This is a genomic window from uncultured Intestinibacter sp. (assembly GCF_902468165.1).
GTDB lineage: Bacteria > Bacillota > Clostridia > Peptostreptococcales > Peptostreptococcaceae > Intestinibacter.
In genome coordinates this window covers 1-17,651 of sequence record NZ_CABQXJ010000069.1, presented here as the reverse complement: position 1 = coordinate 17,651, position 17,651 = coordinate 1, and the positions used below count along the sequence as shown (strand labels likewise).

General features: G+C 28.6%; 15 protein-coding genes. 10 read left to right on the top strand and 5 right to left on the bottom strand.

All coding sequences use genetic code 11. The features are described 5' to 3' along the window. A partial coding sequence (gene dapA / locus RDX53_RS11330) for a 4-hydroxy-tetrahydrodipicolinate synthase (RefSeq protein WP_307994177.1) occupies positions 1-846 on the bottom strand: 846 nt, incomplete at its 3' end. 320 nt (positions 847-1,166) lie between these two features. Here dapA and RDX53_RS11325 point away from each other — a divergent pair. From RDX53_RS11325 to RDX53_RS11315, 3 genes are all read left to right on the top strand, one after another. Then, a complete protein-coding gene (locus RDX53_RS11325; RefSeq protein ID WP_195930987.1) occupies positions 1,167-1,388 on the top strand; it encodes a NifU family protein in 222 nt (73 codons plus the stop codon). A gap of 132 nt (positions 1,389-1,520) precedes the next feature. Then, complete coding sequence (locus tag RDX53_RS11320; protein ID WP_195930986.1) at positions 1,521-3,017, top strand: NAD(P)H-hydrate dehydratase; 1,497 nt, start codon at positions 1,521-1,523, stop codon at positions 3,015-3,017. A gap of 135 nt (positions 3,018-3,152) precedes the next feature. Further along, the gene (locus tag RDX53_RS11315) at positions 3,153-3,671 is read left to right on the top strand and encodes an NfeD family protein (protein WP_243269598.1); all 519 of its coding nucleotides are present in this window, start codon (positions 3,153-3,155) and stop codon (positions 3,669-3,671) included. 90 nt (positions 3,672-3,761) lie between these two features. Here the strand turns inward: RDX53_RS11315 and RDX53_RS11310 are convergent, their stop codons facing one another. The 3 genes from RDX53_RS11310 to RDX53_RS11300 all read right to left on the bottom strand — a co-directional run bounded on the left by RDX53_RS11310 (position 3,762) and on the right by RDX53_RS11300 (position 4,829). Continuing rightward, a complete protein-coding gene (locus tag RDX53_RS11310) occupies positions 3,762-4,172 on the bottom strand; it encodes a hypothetical protein (RefSeq protein WP_195930984.1) in 411 nt (136 codons plus the stop codon). A 100-nt stretch (positions 4,173-4,272) separates the two neighbouring features. Next, entirely contained in the window at positions 4,273-4,476 is a 204-nt protein-coding gene (locus tag RDX53_RS11305; RefSeq protein WP_195930983.1) for a hypothetical protein, read from the bottom strand. A 41-nt stretch (positions 4,477-4,517) separates the two neighbouring features. Then, positions 4,518-4,829, bottom strand: a complete 312-nt coding sequence (locus RDX53_RS11300) for a hypothetical protein (protein WP_195930982.1) — start codon at positions 4,827-4,829, stop codon at positions 4,518-4,520. A 332-nt stretch (positions 4,830-5,161) separates the two neighbouring features. Between RDX53_RS11300 and RDX53_RS11295 the strand changes: the two genes are divergently transcribed. From RDX53_RS11295 to RDX53_RS11265, 7 genes are all read left to right on the top strand, one after another. Then, positions 5,162-6,136 carry an SPFH domain-containing protein gene (locus RDX53_RS11295; protein WP_195930179.1) on the top strand — a complete coding sequence of 325 codons (975 nt, stop codon included), beginning with the start codon at positions 5,162-5,164 and terminating at the stop codon, positions 6,134-6,136. A 156-nt stretch (positions 6,137-6,292) separates the two neighbouring features. Next, entirely contained in the window at positions 6,293-8,614 is a 2,322-nt protein-coding gene (gene glgB, locus RDX53_RS11290; RefSeq protein ID WP_243269573.1) for a 1,4-alpha-glucan branching protein GlgB, read from the top strand. 210 nt (positions 8,615-8,824) lie between these two features. Continuing rightward, entirely contained in the window at positions 8,825-9,955 is a 1,131-nt protein-coding gene (locus tag RDX53_RS11285) for a glucose-1-phosphate adenylyltransferase (RefSeq protein WP_195930180.1), read from the top strand. 73 nt (positions 9,956-10,028) lie between these two features. Next, positions 10,029-11,159, top strand: coding sequence for a glucose-1-phosphate adenylyltransferase subunit GlgD (gene glgD / locus RDX53_RS11280; RefSeq protein WP_195930181.1), 1,131 nt, complete (start codon positions 10,029-10,031; stop codon positions 11,157-11,159). A gap of 16 nt (positions 11,160-11,175) precedes the next feature. Next, on the top strand, positions 11,176-12,612 hold the full coding sequence (glgA, locus tag RDX53_RS11275; RefSeq protein WP_195930182.1) for a glycogen synthase GlgA: 1,437 nt from the start codon (positions 11,176-11,178) through the stop codon (positions 12,610-12,612). A 173-nt stretch (positions 12,613-12,785) separates the two neighbouring features. Beyond that, the gene (locus RDX53_RS11270) at positions 12,786-15,212 is read left to right on the top strand and encodes a glycogen/starch/alpha-glucan phosphorylase (protein WP_195930183.1); all 2,427 of its coding nucleotides are present in this window, start codon (positions 12,786-12,788) and stop codon (positions 15,210-15,212) included. 6 nt (positions 15,213-15,218) lie between these two features. Further along, the gene (locus RDX53_RS11265) at positions 15,219-17,099 is read left to right on the top strand and encodes a glycoside hydrolase family 13 protein (RefSeq protein WP_195930184.1); all 1,881 of its coding nucleotides are present in this window, start codon (positions 15,219-15,221) and stop codon (positions 17,097-17,099) included. A gap of 78 nt (positions 17,100-17,177) precedes the next feature. Here the strand turns inward: RDX53_RS11265 and RDX53_RS11260 are convergent, their stop codons facing one another. Next, positions 17,178-17,597, bottom strand: a complete 420-nt coding sequence (locus tag RDX53_RS11260) for a single-stranded DNA-binding protein (protein WP_307994175.1) — start codon at positions 17,595-17,597, stop codon at positions 17,178-17,180. Positions 17,598-17,651: the final 54 nt, after the last annotated feature.

Below are 17,651 nucleotides of genomic sequence, written 5' to 3'. Positions count from 1 at the left end.
TAATTCTAGATTATTTGGCTGCATATGACCAAGTGGAAGTCTTAAATTTCCAACTTCCATACCTATAAGATTCATAGCAGTTTTTACAGGGACAGGATTTACCTCTAAGAATAAAGCATCAATTAGAGGTTTTAAATCTAATTGAAGTTTTCTAGAAAGACCTATATTTCCGTCTAAAAAGCTATAAACTAAATCATGGCTTTCTTTAGGGCATATATTAGCAAGTACAGAAATTACACCTACACCACCTAGAGAAAGTAGTGGTAGAGTAGAATCATCATTTCCAGAATATATAGCAAAGTCATCATCAACTAATCTAGCAATTTCGGCAACTTGTGTCAGATCTCCACTTGCCTCTTTAACAGCTACGATATTTGGTTCATTATAAGATAACTCAGCAATTAAATTAGGTGATAAATTTACACCAGTTCTAGATGGGACATTGTAGATAATAATTGGAGTATCTACACTTTGTGCAATTTTTGTGAAGTGAGCTTTTATACCAGATTTATTTCCCTTATTATAATAAGGATTGATGATTAAAAGTCCATCAGCACCGAAGTTTTCTGCAATTTTACTCAACAATACAGAGTGCTCAGTATCATTACCTCCAGTACCTGCAATTACAGGAATTCTTTTGTTTACTGCATCAATAACACATTTTATTGCTGCAATATGTTCTCTATCGCTTAATGTACTCGCTTCACCAGTAGTACCACAAACAACTATTGCATCAGTACCATTTTTTATATGGAACTCAACAAGTTCTTCTAATTTGTTGTAGTTTACTGTATTTTCACTTGTAAAAGGAGTAACTAAAGCTACTGCAGATCCTTTAAATAACATAATATTCCCCCTTCTAAAATATTAGCAATAAGTATGTAAATTTTATATTGCTTACTAGAAGTATATTCTTTTGGAATTTATATTATTAATTTAAATCAAAAAAATAAGAACGCTCATTTAAAGAGTGTTCCTGTTTAAATATGGTTTCAAGTATTCGTTATCTTCAACACCATCTATTAAATTAGTACATCTTTTGAATATGGGCTAATATTTTAATATAAAAAATAGTAAAAAAGGAAATGTAATAATAAATGGTAGAGAATATTGTATCATTAGTGTATAATTGAGGTAGAAATCAAAAATAATAAGGGGTGTAAAGAATGAAAGAACAAGTTGCAGCAGTATTAGATAAAATTAGACCAGTACTACAAAGAGACGGTGGGGACGTTGAATTAGTAGAAGTTAGCGATGATGGAGTAGTATTAGTTAGATTACAAGGTGCTTGCTCAGGTTGTCCAGGGGCTACTATGACATTAAAAGCTGTTATAGAAAACTTATTAGTAAAAGAAGTACCTGGGGTTACTAGAGTTGTAGGAGTTTAATAAATAAAAAGAGCTAAGCAGTTAAAAACTGTTTAGCTCTTTTTATTTAACATAATTTAGATTTATATAAAAATGTATAATTTATGATTATTTATAAAATATTATATAACTAAAGAAAAGGGAGGATTTCAAATGAGAATAGGAACAGCAGACAGCACGAAAATTTTAGATAATGCTTGTGTAGATGAATATAAAATTCCACTTATTGTAATGATGGAAAATGCAGTTTTATCAGCATTTAAACATATGGATATAGAAGAAAACCAAAACTATGTTGTAGTAAGTGGAGTAGGAAATAATGGTGGGGATGGGCTTGGTTTAGCAAGACAATTATGTGCAAGGGGAAAAAATGTAGAAGTATTTATAGTCGGCAATTTAGAAAAACTAAGTGAATGTTCTAAAATAAATTATAATATCTTAAAATCATTTAATATATCAACAACAGTTGTAGAAAATGAAAATATGGATGAGCTAAAAAATTCTATAAAAAGATCAGATATAGTAGTTGATTGTATATTTGGGACAGGGTTAGAGCGAGAAATAAAGGGTGTATTTTACGATGTTATAAACCTTGTAAATGAAAATAAAAATAAAACTTATTCGATTGATGTGCCATCAGGAATAAATGCTACAACTGGTGATATATTGGGGACTTGTATAAAAGCAGACAAAACTATTTCATTTGAGTTTTATAAACGAGGATTTTTAAAATATGAGACAAAAGAATTTATAGGAGATGTAGTTGTTGAGCATATAGGCATACCAGAACATATCTTAGAAAAATACGACAATAAAGAATATATAACAGATATAGAAATTATAAAAAATAATATAAGGGCAAAAGATAAATATTCATTTAAAAGTGATTTTGGAAAAATAGCATTATTTGCAGGAAGTAGAGGATTTACGGGAGCCGCGTATATATCGACACAAGCAGCAGTAAAATGCGGAAGTGGGCTGACAACATTAGTAACAGACTCGTATGTACAAGATATTGCAAGTCAAAAACTTTGTGAGGCTATGACTTTAAATATTGCTGAAAATCAAAAGGTTATAAACTTAATAAAAGATTGTGATGCAATAGGATTTGGTTGTGGAATGGGAGATAATGATGATACTTATAATAAATTAGAATATATATTAAATAATACAACTTGTCCAATTATAATAGATGCAGATGGATTAAATGTACTCAAAGATAAAAAAGAACTATTAAAATCCAATCCAAATAGAATAATAATTACACCGCACTTAGGCGAGATGTCACGACTTACAGGATATCCTATAAATTATATTAGAGATAATAAAGTAGATGCTGCAAAAGAATTTGCAAATAAATATAAAGTAGTCGTATTGTTAAAAGGGTATGAAACTGTAATAACAAATGGAAAATACACATATATAAATCCAACAGGGAACTCATCAATGGCAAATGGAGGAATGGGTGATACACTTCTTGGAATGATAACTTCATTTGTTGGGCAAGGAATGACTAATCTCATGGGAACAGTTTGTGCAGCATATATTCATGGTTATATAGGCCAAAGATTATCTAAAGATTTATATACAGTAAATGCAAGTGATGTAATTAATTTAATTCCACAAACTATGAAAGAATTAATAAATTGATTTAATAAAAAAATAATTTAAATCTTTTGTTTATTATTTGACATTTCTTTGTAATATTCTAATATAAAATATAATGATATAATATATTTAAGCTAATCTAAAAATATATTTTAATTTAAGAGATGAGGGATGCTTATGAGTATCGGTATAAGTACATTTTGGTTTATAGTAGCTATAATATTTGGTGTTGGAGAACTAATGACAACAAGTCTTACATTAATTTGGTTTAGTATCGGGGCATTGGTTTCAATGTTATTAAGCCCATTTATAGAAAGTGTCTTTATCCAAGTTATGATATTTGCTATTGTATCTATAGTACTTTTAGTTATAGCAACTAAATATCTAGTAGATAGGGATAAAAATGTAAAATATAATACTAATTTGCAAGGAATAATTTCACAAAAAGGTATTGTAGTACAAGATATTGAACCATATGAAGTTGGAGTTGTTAAATTAAATGGGGAAGAATGGAGTGCTATTTCAAAAGATAAAGTAAAAATAAAAAAAGGTAGCATTGTAGAAGTGGTACAAATAGAGGGTGTTAAACTTATTGTGAAAGAAGTAAGTAATATTAATTTAGATTTAGAAAATAATAAAAAGAATAAAGACTCAATTAGTAGAGAAATAGATATTAAAATAAAAACAAGTAAATAGATTAAATAATATATAGAAATATTAGATATAGTATTAGCTAACCCCATCAAGGTGATTTACTTTAAAAAAGGATGACTTTGATGGGGAATATTATCTTAAGTAGTCATATCTTGTATCGTTTATTCCAAATATAAATACTCCATTTTCATCTGTAAATGCAAAAGATATAGGTATTGGTCTTCCATTATTTTTATTTATTAAATTTAAAATCACTGTAGCTCCCGGAGCAGGAGTTCCATTTTCAAATAAAACAATACCATAAATAACAGCACCTTCTTGCTTTTTTAGAACAACTTCATTAGTCGATATTTTCCCATCTTCAACCTTTACGAGCAGATTATTATTAGTTGAAAATTTATAGTTATTATTATCCATAATAACGCCATGTATTAAGTTCAAATGATTTTTAGTTTCTCTTTTCAAAATGAATTCTTCTTTTATAAACACCTTTTGTGTAAGTTCTCCTCTGCTTATTACTCTAGAGATTATTTTATAATTCATAACATACCTCATCTCAAAATGATAATCTCAAAGTATTGAGTTGATTTGCGATTTGAGATTATCCACTATTTAATAATTTAGTAGTTTATTATATGTTATTTTAACTATCTAAGTTATCTATTTTTTCTATTTGAATATTTAAATGAACTATATCATTATCTAAAACTTCAGGTGTGAGTGAAATGCTTTTATTTGAAGTATCTTCATTTTTATAAGGATTATCATTGTTTAACTTTATTGATTTTATGTTTGCTAGAGTATATTCTTTTCCATCTATAGTTAGTTTTTCGTTATCTATATCCATCTTATACCTCCTATTATGGGCTAATTTATAATTCTAGTAAATTATGCAATATTATTAGGTGTATAAATTTTTAAACTATAAGAATAAGTATTAGTATCAAAATCATAAGGGAATCCATATTCACCATTAGCATCTGTATATGCTATAGCTTCTTTTGTGATTGTTTGTGGTTCTGCTGTAAGTTTTTTGTATAATACTACTGCTGCACCTTCTACAGGTGTTGTACCATTAGTATCAAGCACTTGTCCTGTAATAAGTTCTAGAGTCTCAGCTTCTAATGTCACATTTTGAGAAATAATAGTATTAGTTGCTGTAGCTGTTATTTCACTGGATTTTATTTTATATACCGCCATATATAACTACCTCCTATTTAGACTTATAGATTTTTGTCTACACTATATAATATTAATAATTTTTTGTTTAGTTATATATTTTGATATTTTATAGTTATGAAAATTGTCTAATTAAAAAAATATCTAATAAAAATTAATAAGAGGGTATTTTAATAGTTATATTTTTTATAAATCTCAATAAAAATAAGTATTAATTTCTTGATACTAGTTTGTAACTATATCTAAGCATATAAGATGATATAATTTGCTTAATAGTAATATAATGGTAAAAATAAACAAATGATTTAATTATTTAAGCATAAAATAAAAAGTAAATAAAGGAGGTACTTTATATGCCAGTTATTATAATATTAATTATAATCGTAGTCATAATGAGTATTAAATGCGTGAAGGTAATCCAACAATCAACAGTAGGGATTATAATGAGATTAGGTAAGTTCCATAAGAAGGCTGATACAGGGGTACATTTTTTAGTTCCTTTTATAGACACACTATCTTATAGAATTGACTTAAAAGAAAGGGTGGAAGACTTCCCACCACAACCAGTTATCACAAAGGATAATGTTACAATGCAAATAGACACAGTAGTATATTTCCAAGTAACAGATCCAATAAGATTTGTGTTTGAAATAGCAAATCCAAATGCAGCGATAGAAAACTTAACTGCTACAACACTTAGAAATATTATTGGGGAATTAGATTTAGACGCAACACTAACATCTAGAGATGTTATCAATACAAAAATGAGAGCAATCTTAGATGAAGCAACTGATAAATGGGGAATAAAAGTAAATAGAGTAGAACTTAAAAATATAATGCCACCACATGATATACAAGTAGCTATGGAAAAACAAATGAGAGCTGAAAGAGAAAGAAGGGAATCTATACTTCAAGCTGAGGGTGAAAAGCAATCTTCTATATTGAGAGCAGAAGGTGAAAAACAATCAGCAATACTTAGAGCCGAAGCTAAAAAAGAAGCTATGATAAGAGAGGCTGAAGGGGATAAACAATCTAGAATACTTAAAGCACAAGGGGATGCAGAATCTATTAGAGAAGTTGCAAAAGCAAAAGCTGAAGGTGAGTCTATAGTAATAGAACAAGTATTTAAGGCTATGAAAGATGCAGACATAGACGACAATATGTTAGCACTTAAATCTATGGAAGCTCTTGAAAAAGTTGCCCAAGGAAAATCAACAAAACTTGTATTGCCATCAGATGCAGTAAACTTCTTAGGAACTTTTAAAGGAATAAAAGAAGTTTTAAGTGATGCACAAGATGATAATATAAATAAAAAAGATATGATTTAGAAAATAATAAAACTCCTTTGAAGTGATTGAACAAATATCACTTTAAAGGAGTTTTTTATTTTAATTATTTATCAATATGGCTGATTATAAAAATATTATTAAAAAATTACTTAATTAAAAAAGTTACGAAAATGATTTCCTAAAAATGGAAAGTTTTTGAGCGAAAAAATTAGAAAAAAAACTTCAATTATTAACAATAATATTGTATACAATTACCATAAATTGGATTACAATATAGTAAAGAGCGACGCGTATAAACGCTTTTATAAAAAGGAGGGGTTTTCTATTAATTATTTAGACATAATAAAGGAAGAAAATATAGATAGCTTTAAAAGTGGGGAAGCTTTAGACAGTTATCTATATATGGGAAACCACAAAGTTAATTACAACGGGGAAGAAGGAATATCTTTCATGGTGTGGGCTCCTAATGCACAGGAAGTCCAATTAGTGGGGGATTTCAATGACTGGGATGGTAGTTCTCATAAACTTGAAAATTTAAATGATTCTGGTATTTGGTCTATGTTCACAACAGATTTATCACAAGGGGATATATATAAATATAATGTTGTTGGATGCGATGGAGTAAGTAGATTAAAAGCTGACCCATATGGAACATATGCAGAATTAAGACCACAAACAGCTTCAAAAGTTTTTAACTTAGATGAGTTTGATTGGTCAGATAAAAAATACTTAGAACAAAAAAAGAACAAATCAATATTTGAGCAACCGATGAATATTTATGAAGCACATCTTGGTTCTTGGAAGAGAAAATGGGATGGAGGCTTCTTTAATTATGAAGAGCTTTATGAAATGCTTGAGTACTGCAAAGATATGGGCTATACACATATAGAATTAATGCCTATAACAGAATATCCATTAGATATGAGTTGGGGATATCAGACTATCGGATATTATGCAACTACAAGCAGATATGGTAATCCAGATCAATTTAAGGGATTTGTAAATAAAGCGCATGAATTAGGAATTGGAATTATATTAGACTTTGCTTATAGCCATTTTTGTAAAGATATACATGGTCTTTATAGATTTGACGGTTCTGCACAATATGAATATGCAAGTCCATTAAAAGCAGAAAACCTAGCTTGGGGTACTGCACATTTTGATGTTGGAAAACCAGAAGTAAAAAGTTTCTTACTTTCAAATGCAATTTACTGGTTTAAAGAATATCATGTAGATGGAATTAGAGTTGATGCAGTGAGCAGTATGCTTTATCTTGATTATGATGGAGGAGACTGGGAAGCAAATCAATATGGTGGAAAAGAAAATATAGAAGCAATTGACTTTTTAAGAAAATTAAATGAAGTAATATATGCTAACATTGACAATCCAATAGTAGTAGCAGAAGAATCAACTGCTTGGCCTATGGTAACAGCACCAACATACAGTGGTGGTTTAGGCTTTTCATATAAATGGAATATGGGTTGGATGAATGATACATTACAATATATGGAGAAGGACCCTATCTATAGAAAATATCATCATGATTTAATAACATTCTCATTTATGTATGCATTTTCAGAGAATTTTATATTACCATTATCACATGATGAAGTTGTTCATGGTAAAAAGTCATTATTAGATAAGATGCCTGGTGATGATTGGCAAAGATTTGCTAATCTAAGACTTTTATATGCATACTATATGATACATCCAGGTAAGAAACTATTATTTATGGGTTCTGAATTTGCACAAGGGCTAGAGTGGAGATACTCTTATGGGCTAGAGTGGCAACTACTAGAAATTGAGCAACATTCAAAAACAAAAGATTATGTAAAAGATTTAAATTATTTATATAAAGAAGAAAAATCATTATATGAATTAGATAATACATATGAAGGGTTTGATTTTATAGACCCTAACAATGAAGACCAAAGTATCATTACTTTAATGAGATTAAGTAAAGATCCAGAAGATTTTATAATAGCTGTTTTAAACTTCACACCAAATGTATATTATGACTATAAGGTAGGGGTACCTTATGAAGGTGTATACGAAGAAATTTTAAATAGTGATGATGAAAAATATTATGGTTCAAATCAAACAATGGAAAATGCTAAATTAGTCTCAATAGATGAGAAATGGCACAATAAAGATTATCACATAACTATAAAAGTTCCTCCACTAGGTGCAACTTTTATAAAATTAAATAAAGAAGAAACTGCTAAATTAGCAAAAATAAAAGGCATTAAACCTATTGATAAAAAAGCAAAAAAAGGAACTGAAGTTAAAAAAAATAAAACTATAAAAAATATTAATTCCAAAGTAGTAGAAAAAGTAAAAAAGGTAGAAGAAAAAGTAGTAGATAAAATTGAAAAGGTAGAACCGGTAGCAAAGGTGGAAAAGAAAGTAGTAGAAAAGAATGTTGAAACTACATCAAAGCCTAAAAAGTCTACAGCTAAACAAACAAAACCTAAAAAAAATAATAAAAAGAAAAAAAATAATAAAAAGAAGAGTTAAAGTTAAGCATCCTTAAAATATATCAAAAAGGATAAATTTAGCTCAAAAATATATAAAAATATATTATAATTGTTATAAAAAGGCACTTCCACTTAGATATGCTTTTGTCAAAATATATTTTTAAAATATAAAAAAATTTATTAAAAGATAAATTTATTAATAACTTTAAAATATAAAAATATAGATAGACTATATGAAAGGGGACCATATATGAAAAAAGAAATGCTAGCTATGATTTTAGCAGGAGGACAAGGCTCTAGACTAGGAGTATTTACAAAAAGAATTGCCAAACCAGCAGTATCATTTGGGGGAAAATACAGAATAATAGATTTTGTTTTAAGCAACTGCTCTAATTCTGGAATTGATACAGTTGGAGTGTTAACTCAATACAAACCACAAATCTTAAACTCTCATATAGGAATAGGAGACCACTGGGATTTAGATAGAGTTAATGGTGGCGTAACAATACTTCAACCATATATGAATGAAAAAGAAGGGCATTGGTTTAATGGCACAGCTAATGCAATAAAGAAAAATATGAACTTCATAGATGACTATGATCCAGAATATGTTTTAATTTTATCTGGGGATCACATATACAAAATGGATTATAGCAAAATGCTAGGTTTTCATAAAGAAAAAGGCGCTAAAGCAACAATTGCTGTAATAGAAGTGCCATGGGATGAAGCAAGCAGATTTGGAATTATGAACACAAATAAAGATGGAAGTATTTATGAATTTGAAGAAAAGCCTAAAAACCCTAAAAGTAATTTAGCCTCTATGGGTATCTACATATTTGACTGGAAAACTTTAAGAGAATACTTTAAAAGAGCTGATGAAACTGGAGAGTGCTTAGATGACTTCGGTCACAATGTAATACCAACTATGTTAAAAGAAGGACAATCAATGTTTGCATATCCATTTAAAGGATATTGGAGAGACGTTGGTACTATAGAAAGTTTATGGGAAGCAAATATGGATTTAATAAACGATCCTGAAGCAGTGGATTTAAATGATCCACAATGGAGAATTTATACAAATACAAATGATGTTCCACCACAATATATAGGACCAAATGCATCAGTTAAAAAATCATTAATTGCAGATGGTTGCAGAGTTTATGGAATAGTAAAAAACACAGTATTATCACATAAAGTACAAATTGGTGAAGGCTCAGTTGTAGAAGATTCTGTTATAATGCCTAATGTTAAAATAGGTAAAAATGTAGTTATCAAAAAAGCTATGATAGCAGAAGGCGCAGTTATAGAAGACAATGCTATAATAAAAGACGAAGATGATGAAATAAGCGTAGTATCAGAATTTGAATTAGTAAAAGCATAATAAAATTTAGAAATTAAAAACATATAAAAAACATAGATAAATAGAACATAGGAAAAATATAGGGGGAACTTTTATGAAAAATGAATGCATGGGCTTAATAAATTTAGATAGCATACAAAATCCATCTGTAAATGTATTATCAGACCACAGACCAGTGGCAACTATACCAATAGCAGGAAGATATAGATTAATAGACTTTACATTATCAAATATGGTTAATTCAGGAATAACAAATGTAGGTATATATGCGAGAGAAAAATATAGATCTTTAACTGACCACTTAGGTAGCGGCAAAGATTGGGATTTAAGTAGAAAACAAGGTGGACTATATGTATTAAGTCCAGAAAACACTAAAAATAACAATAATTATGGTTATAGAAAAGGCGACATATATACAATATTAGCTAATATAGACTATATAGAAAAAAGTCCTGAAGAATATGTTATAGTTGCACCATCATATATGCTTTGTTCAATAGATTATAATGATTTATTAAAATATCATAAAAAATCAAACAACGACATAACAATAGTTTATAAGCGTGTTGATAATGCAAATAAAGACTTTAAAAATTGCAACACTTTAAATATAGATAAAGATAAAAGAGTAAAAAATGTAGGTAACAACTTAAATACTTTCCCTAGTGCAAATATATGTATGGATACTTTTATAATGAGACGTATAGACTTTATAGAGTGTATATATAGTATTGCTAGCATGGGAACTTACTCTTATATAGAAGACTACATAATAAATCAATTAGATAATATACAAGTAGGAGCTTATAAATATGAAGGCTACTTAAAGTGTATAAATTCATTAAAAAGTTATTATGAAGCAAGTAAAGAATTTTTAACAGAAGAAGTTTCTAGAGAATTATTTAGATCAAATAGAAAAATCTTTACTAAAGATAAATCACAAGCACCAACTATGTATGGAGAAGATGCTGAAGTAAGAGGGTCATTTATAGCAACTGGTTGCCAAATAGACGGTACAGTACAGGACTCTACTTTATTCAGAAAAGTAAAAATAGGAAAAGGTGCAGTTATTAGAAATTCAGTAATAATGCAAAGTTGTAAAATTGGCGATAACGTAGTATTAGAAAACGTAATATTAGATAAAAATGTAACTATAAGTTCAAATAAAGAACTAAAAGGAGATAAAGATTATCCGATGGTAATTGAGAAAAATGAAACAGTTTAATAAGGGGGTAGAAAAAATGAAGGTCCTTTATGTGACAGCAGAGTGTTGGCCCTTTGCTAAAACAGGAGGCTTAGGCGATGTTGCATATGCATTACCTAAAGCATTAAAAAGAGAAGGTGTAGATGTTAGGGTAATGATTCCAAAATACTCAACAATACCTACATACTTAAAAGACAGACTAAAAAAAGTAGGAGAATTTAGTGTTGATGTAGCATGGAGAAGTCAATACTGTGGAGTAGAGCAATTAGAATTAGATGGAGTAACATTCTACTTCATAGATAATGAATACTACTTTAAAAGAGATGGAGCAGACAGTATATATGGACATGGAGATGATGCAGAAAGATTTCTATTCTTCACAAACGCTGTCTTAAAATCTATAGATAAATTAGGTTTTTATCCTGATGTAATCAATATGAATGATTGGCATACAGGAATGCTACCATTACTATTAAAAGAAAAATACAGCTATATACCAAGATATAGAAATATTAAAACTATGTATACTATACATAATTTACAATATCAAGGTATTTTCCCAAAAGAAATACTTGGAGATGTATTAGATGTAGACCCTGGTCATTTCTATAATGGAGATATAGAATACCATGGACAAATAAACTTTATGAAAGCTGGTATAAATTTTGCTGATAAAGTTTCAACAGTAAGTCCAACTTATGCAGGCGAAATAAAAACAGAATTCTATGGAAATACTTTAGATGGATTGATAAGATCAAACCAACATAAATTAGTAGGTATTTTAAATGGAATAGATTACGATATAAATAATCCACAAACAGATCCAAATATATTTGTGAATTATGATATAAACTCGCTAGATAGAAAAGTACAAAACAAAATTGAATTACAAAAACTTTTAAAATTAGAAGTTAACCCAAATATTCCAATGGTAGGTATAGTATCTAGATTGGTTTCACAAAAAGGTTTAGATTTAATATCTTTTATGATGCCAGAGATTATAAATGAAAATTTACAATTAGTTATATTAGGAACAGGAGAAAATCAATATCAATCAATGTTCCATTATTATGATTCTCACTATCCTCATAAGGTATCAGCTAATATAACTTTTGATAGTTCATTAGCCCAACAAATATACGCAGCTAGTGATATATTCTTAATGCCTTCATTATTTGAACCATGCGGAATAGGTCAAATGATAGCTATGAGATATGGTACACTACCAATAGTTAGAGAAACTGGTGGATTAAGAGACACAGTAAACCCTTATAATCAATATACTAAAGAAGGAAACGGATTTAGTTTCTCAAATTACAATGCTCATGAAATGTTCTTCACATTACAAAAAGCATTGAGATTATACCAATACGATAGAAATACATGGAACATATTAGTTAGAAATGCTATGAATACTGATAATAGTTGGAGAAAATCAGCTAAAGACTACATCAATGTATATAAGAGCATATAATAAAATTTCTATCAATAAATAATTTAAAGTGACAGAATGCAAAAAGACATATTAGGGGAAATTATATTTAGATATAAATTCAAATAAATATAATTTTAGGCACTTGCTTAGGCAAGTGCGTTACCCTTTTATGTGAAAAAGGGGTTATTTTTGTATAGTAAGGGAGATGGCTTATGATATCAATTAGCAAAAAAAAATTTAAACATGCTTTTAAAACAAAAATGTACAGTCTATATGCCCAACCCGTAGAAGAAGCAAGTAAAGATGAGATTTTTAGAGTTTTATGTTGTGTTATTAAAGATTTTATAGCTAAAGAATGGGTTGGAACTAGAATTGACAAAGAAAAGGCTGTATTTTATTTTTCAATGGAGTTTTTAATAGGAAGACAGTTGGAATCTAATTTATTAAATTTAGATGTTGAACATGAAATAGAGCAAGGACTTAAAGAACTAGGTATTAATCTAGATGAAATAATAGAAACAGAACCAGACCCAGGTCTAGGAAATGGTGGATTGGGCAGATTAGCAGCATGCTTTTTAGACTCAATGGCATCAGTTGGAATTAGTGGCCATGGTTATGGTATAAGATATAAATATGGTTTATTTGAACAAAAATTTGTAAACGGAACACAAGTTGAGCTACCAGATAACTGGCTAAAAAATGGACAGTATCCTTGGGAAACAGTAAGACCTAATAGAGCTGTCGTAGTAAAATTTGAAGGAGATGCTTATTTAAGACAAAAAGCTGACGGCAATCTTGCTGTAGTTCATGAAAATTATATACCTATTATGGCTATGCCTTATGATATACCGATAATAGGATATCATAATGAATGCATAAATACTCTTAGATTATGGAAGAGTGAAGTTTTAAATAGGGATTTTTCTGAAGTTACTAGAAATGCAAAAAGTCAAGATGGTAGTTATGAAGATGCACTAAAATATAAATACTATGCAGAAGAAATATCACAAGTTTTATATCCAAATGATTCAAACTATGCAGGCAGATTATTGAGATTAAAACAAGAGTATTTCTTTGTAAGTGCAGGATTACAAGATATAATAAGAAAATGTAAAAAACATAAAGTTAGTTTAAGGGATTTACCAAAAAAGGTAGCTATCCATATAAATGATACTCATCCTACTTTATGTATTCCAGAATTAATGAGAATACTTCTAGATGACGAAGGATTTTCTTGGGATGAGGCATGGGATATAACTACTAGAGTTATGTCATATACAAATCATACAATTTTGGCAGAGGCTTTAGAAAAATGGCCAGTTGAAATGATCAAAAAACTATTACCACGAATTTATATGATAATAGAAGAAATAGACAGAAGATATGTTGATTATTTACAAAGTAAATATAACAATGACTGGGGTAAAATCAATTATATGAGAATTATCTATAATGGTGAAGTCAGAATGGCACATCTATGTATCAGAGGAAGTCACAGTGTAAATGGTGTAGCTAAACTTCATACTGAAATTCTAAAAAAAGAAGCATTAAAAGATTTTTACTACGACGAACCATACAAATTCAACAATAAAACAAATGGTATAGCTCATAGAAGATGGTTGATGAGTTGTAATCCAGAGCTTTCTGATTTTATTACTGAGTTAATTGGTGATGAGTGGAAGAGAGATACTACAAAACTAAAAGATTTAGAAAAATACTTAGATGATAAAAAGGTTTTAAATAGAATTGGCCAAATAAAACACAATAATAAGGTAAAATTGGCTGATTATATATATAAAAAACAAGGTATACAAGTCGATCCTGATTCAATATTTGATGTACAAATAAAAAGACTACATGCATATAAGAGACAATTATTAAATGTACTTCATATTCTTTATCTATATCATGAATTATTAGATAATCCACAGATGGAATTAGTACCGCGTACATTTATATTTGGAGCAAAAGCAGCACCAGGATATTATTTAGCAAAATGTATAATAAAACTTATAAACAGTGTTGCAGATTTAATAAACAACGATTCAAGAGTAAACAACAAAATAAAAGTAGTATTTGTTGAAAATTATGGTGTATCTATAGCAGAAAAAATAATACCAGCAGCTGATGTAAGTGAACAAATATCTACCACTACTAAAGAAGCATCAGGAACAGGTAATATGAAGCTTATGATGAATGGCGCTATAACTTTAGCAACTATGGATGGTGCAAATGTAGAAATTTCTGAACAAGTCGGAAAAGAAAATATGTTTATATTTGGACTAAATGCAGAACAAGTTTTAGAATACAATAAATTCGGTGGATATTCTTCAAAAGATTTATACCACAGTGATAGAAAAATCAAAAGAGTAGTAGACGATTTAGTTAATGGATTTATACCTGGTTTAGGAAAAGATGGAATTGCAATATACGATTCTTTAATAACTTATAATGACGAATACTTTGTATTGAGAGATTTTTACTCTTATATTGAAGCGCAAAAGAGTTTACAAGAACTTTATATAAATAAAGACCTTTGGAATAAAATATCATTGAAAAATACAGCGTGTTCAGGATTTTTCTCTAGTGATAGAACTATAGAAGAATATATACATGATATTTGGTTTAAAGAGGTGTAAGATAATATGGCGGATGTTATGAGATACAATTCATGGGATAGAAACTTTAAGGCTCCATTTGGAGCTTTAAAGATTTCCCAAAATGCAACAATTAAAGTGAAAGTTAACAAGAACTTTAATGTGTATAGTATAAAATTAATAATAGAAAAAGAAGATGAAAACCTAAAACCTGTAATTGTAAGAGAGTTAGATTTAAAACAGGTATCAGAATATAATGATATTAGAGAGTATTCAGTTGAAATTGCTCCACTACAAACTCCAGCAGTATATTATTATTTCTTTGTAGTTGAATTAAATATATATGGTGAAGATAGAACGCTATTTTATGGAAAAACACATAATAATGGAATGGCTTGTGAATATACTTATGAAAATCTAAATAAATATCAATTAACAGTATATGAAGATTATAAAGTTCCTTCATGGTTTAAAGAGGGGATTTTATACCATGTATTTGTAGATAGATTTAATAATGGAAATAGAAATGGAAAAGTTGACAATCCAAAGAAAAATTCATTTTTATATGGAAATTGGGACGATGAACCAATGTATATAAAAGATAAAAATGGAGAGGTAGCGAGATGGGATTTCCATGGAGGAAATCTTAAAGGTATAATCAACAAACTTGGATATCTAAAGAGATTAGGGGTCAGCATTATATATCTAAGTCCTATATTTGAATCTTCAAGTAATCACAAATACGATACTGGAAACTATAAAAAGATAGACCCTATGTTTGGAGATGAAGAAATATTTAAAGAGTTAATAGATAAAGCAGCAGAAAAGGGAATATCTATTGTATTAGATGGTGTATTTAGTCATGTTGGAGCAGATAGTTTATACTTCAATAAATTTAATAACTATGATAGCATAGGTGCTTATCAATCTGAAAACTCACCATATAGATCTTGGTTTAAGTTTAAACCAGGCTCAAATAAATACAAATGTTGGTGGGGAGTGGAATCACTACCTGATACAAATGAGTTAGAGCCTTCATTTATGGATTATATTATCTATGATAAAGACAGTGTAATAAATAAATGGATGGATATGGGAGTTAAAGGTTGGAGGTTAGATGTAGCTGATGAACTTCCAAGTAAATTTATAGAAGAATTAAAAAAAGAAACTACAAAAAATGATTCTGAGTCAATATTAATAGGTGAAGTATGGGAAGATGCTTCTAATAAGATAAGTTATGGAGAGAGGAGAAGTTATTTCCTTGGAAGTCAATTAGATAGTGTTTTGGGATATCCATTTAGAGACAATATAGTTGATTTTTTAACTGGAAAAATACCATCTTGGAAATTAAATGATTTATTTATAACACTAAAAGAAAATTATCCAAAAGAAGCTTTTAAATCAAATTTAAATTTATTGAGTAGCCATGATATTGAAAGAGTTAAAACAGCATTAAAATCTGACAAAGATTTATTGAAATTGGCTATCCTAGCTCAAATGAGTTTTGAAGGAGTACCATATATTTATTATGGTGACGAAGCAGGTCTTGAAGGTGGAAAAGATCCAGAAAATAGAAAAACATATCCTTGGAAAAATGAAGATATGGAGATAATGGATTTTTATAGACATTGTGGTCAATTTAGAAATAGAAATAAAGTATTTACATTAGGTGATACTGAATTTATTTATTTAGGAAATGATGAAGTATTTGCATATATAAGATACAATGATGATGATAGAGAATTAATTATCTTAAATAGAAGTGATAAGAAACAAACTATCAATATAAATCTAAAAACAAATTGTATAGAAGAAGAAAGTATAATATATTCATTAATCAATAATGCTGAAAAAACTGTATCAGTAGATGGAAGATTTACTATCAATATAGATTCAAAATCATATAGAATATTTAAAATATATAATTAAAATTTAATAATATTTTGTATAAAAATAGAAAATCTATGGAATACATATTCCATAGATTTTTTTAATATGAAGTTTTAATTAAAACGGAATTTGCTCTTCTGATATTTCTTCATTTTGTGACTCTTTATTTATTACTTCATTAAATAAAGTTTTATTATCAAAAAGTTTATGAGTATCATTTTCGGGATGTTTATGACCTAAAAAATGAAAATTAGTTGCATATATTCTTGATTTTGTTTTACTTTCACCATCTTTATCTAAATATTTGTCTATTCTTAGTGAACCTTCTACAGCGATTAAAGAGCCTTTAGATGCATATTGACATAGTACTTCTGCCTTTCTTCCCCAAATATCTATATATATGAAATCTGTTGGAATTACGCCATCTTTATTTCTATAATTTCTAGATACTGCTAGACAAAATGTGCATAAAGCTCTGTCATTATTTATATATTTTAATTCTCTATGTAATGGATAAGCAAAGCATCCATTAATCATTGCTCTTTTTTAAATAATCTGACACGCTTGATATTAATTTTAAACTCGTGATCA

Bases quoted from the DNA above. Each gene is read 5' to 3' on its own strand.
- glgA (WP_195930182.1), top strand. From the start codon at position 11,176: ATGAAGGTCCTTTATGTGACAGCAGAGTGTTGGCCCTTTGCTAAAACA.
- RDX53_RS11260 (WP_307994175.1), bottom strand. From the start codon at position 17,597: ATGATTAATGGATGCTTTGCTTATCCATTACATAGAGAATTAAAATAT.
- RDX53_RS11295 (WP_195930179.1), top strand. From the start codon at position 5,162: ATGCCAGTTATTATAATATTAATTATAATCGTAGTCATAATGAGTATT.
- RDX53_RS11265 (WP_195930184.1), top strand. From the start codon at position 15,219: ATGGCGGATGTTATGAGATACAATTCATGGGATAGAAACTTTAAGGCT.
- RDX53_RS11310 (WP_195930984.1), bottom strand. From the start codon at position 4,172: ATGAATTATAAAATAATCTCTAGAGTAATAAGCAGAGGAGAACTTACA.
- RDX53_RS11285 (WP_195930180.1), top strand. From the start codon at position 8,825: ATGAAAAAAGAAATGCTAGCTATGATTTTAGCAGGAGGACAAGGCTCT.
- RDX53_RS11300 (WP_195930982.1), bottom strand. From the start codon at position 4,829: ATGGCGGTATATAAAATAAAATCCAGTGAAATAACAGCTACAGCAACT.
- RDX53_RS11325 (WP_195930987.1), top strand. From the start codon at position 1,167: ATGAAAGAACAAGTTGCAGCAGTATTAGATAAAATTAGACCAGTACTA.
- RDX53_RS11305 (WP_195930983.1), bottom strand. From the start codon at position 4,476: ATGGATATAGATAACGAAAAACTAACTATAGATGGAAAAGAATATACT.
- RDX53_RS11320 (WP_195930986.1), top strand. From the start codon at position 1,521: ATGAGAATAGGAACAGCAGACAGCACGAAAATTTTAGATAATGCTTGT.
- RDX53_RS11315 (WP_243269598.1), top strand. From the start codon at position 3,153: ATGAGTATCGGTATAAGTACATTTTGGTTTATAGTAGCTATAATATTT.
- glgD (WP_195930181.1), top strand. From the start codon at position 10,029: ATGAAAAATGAATGCATGGGCTTAATAAATTTAGATAGCATACAAAAT.
- RDX53_RS11270 (WP_195930183.1), top strand. From the start codon at position 12,786: ATGATATCAATTAGCAAAAAAAAATTTAAACATGCTTTTAAAACAAAA.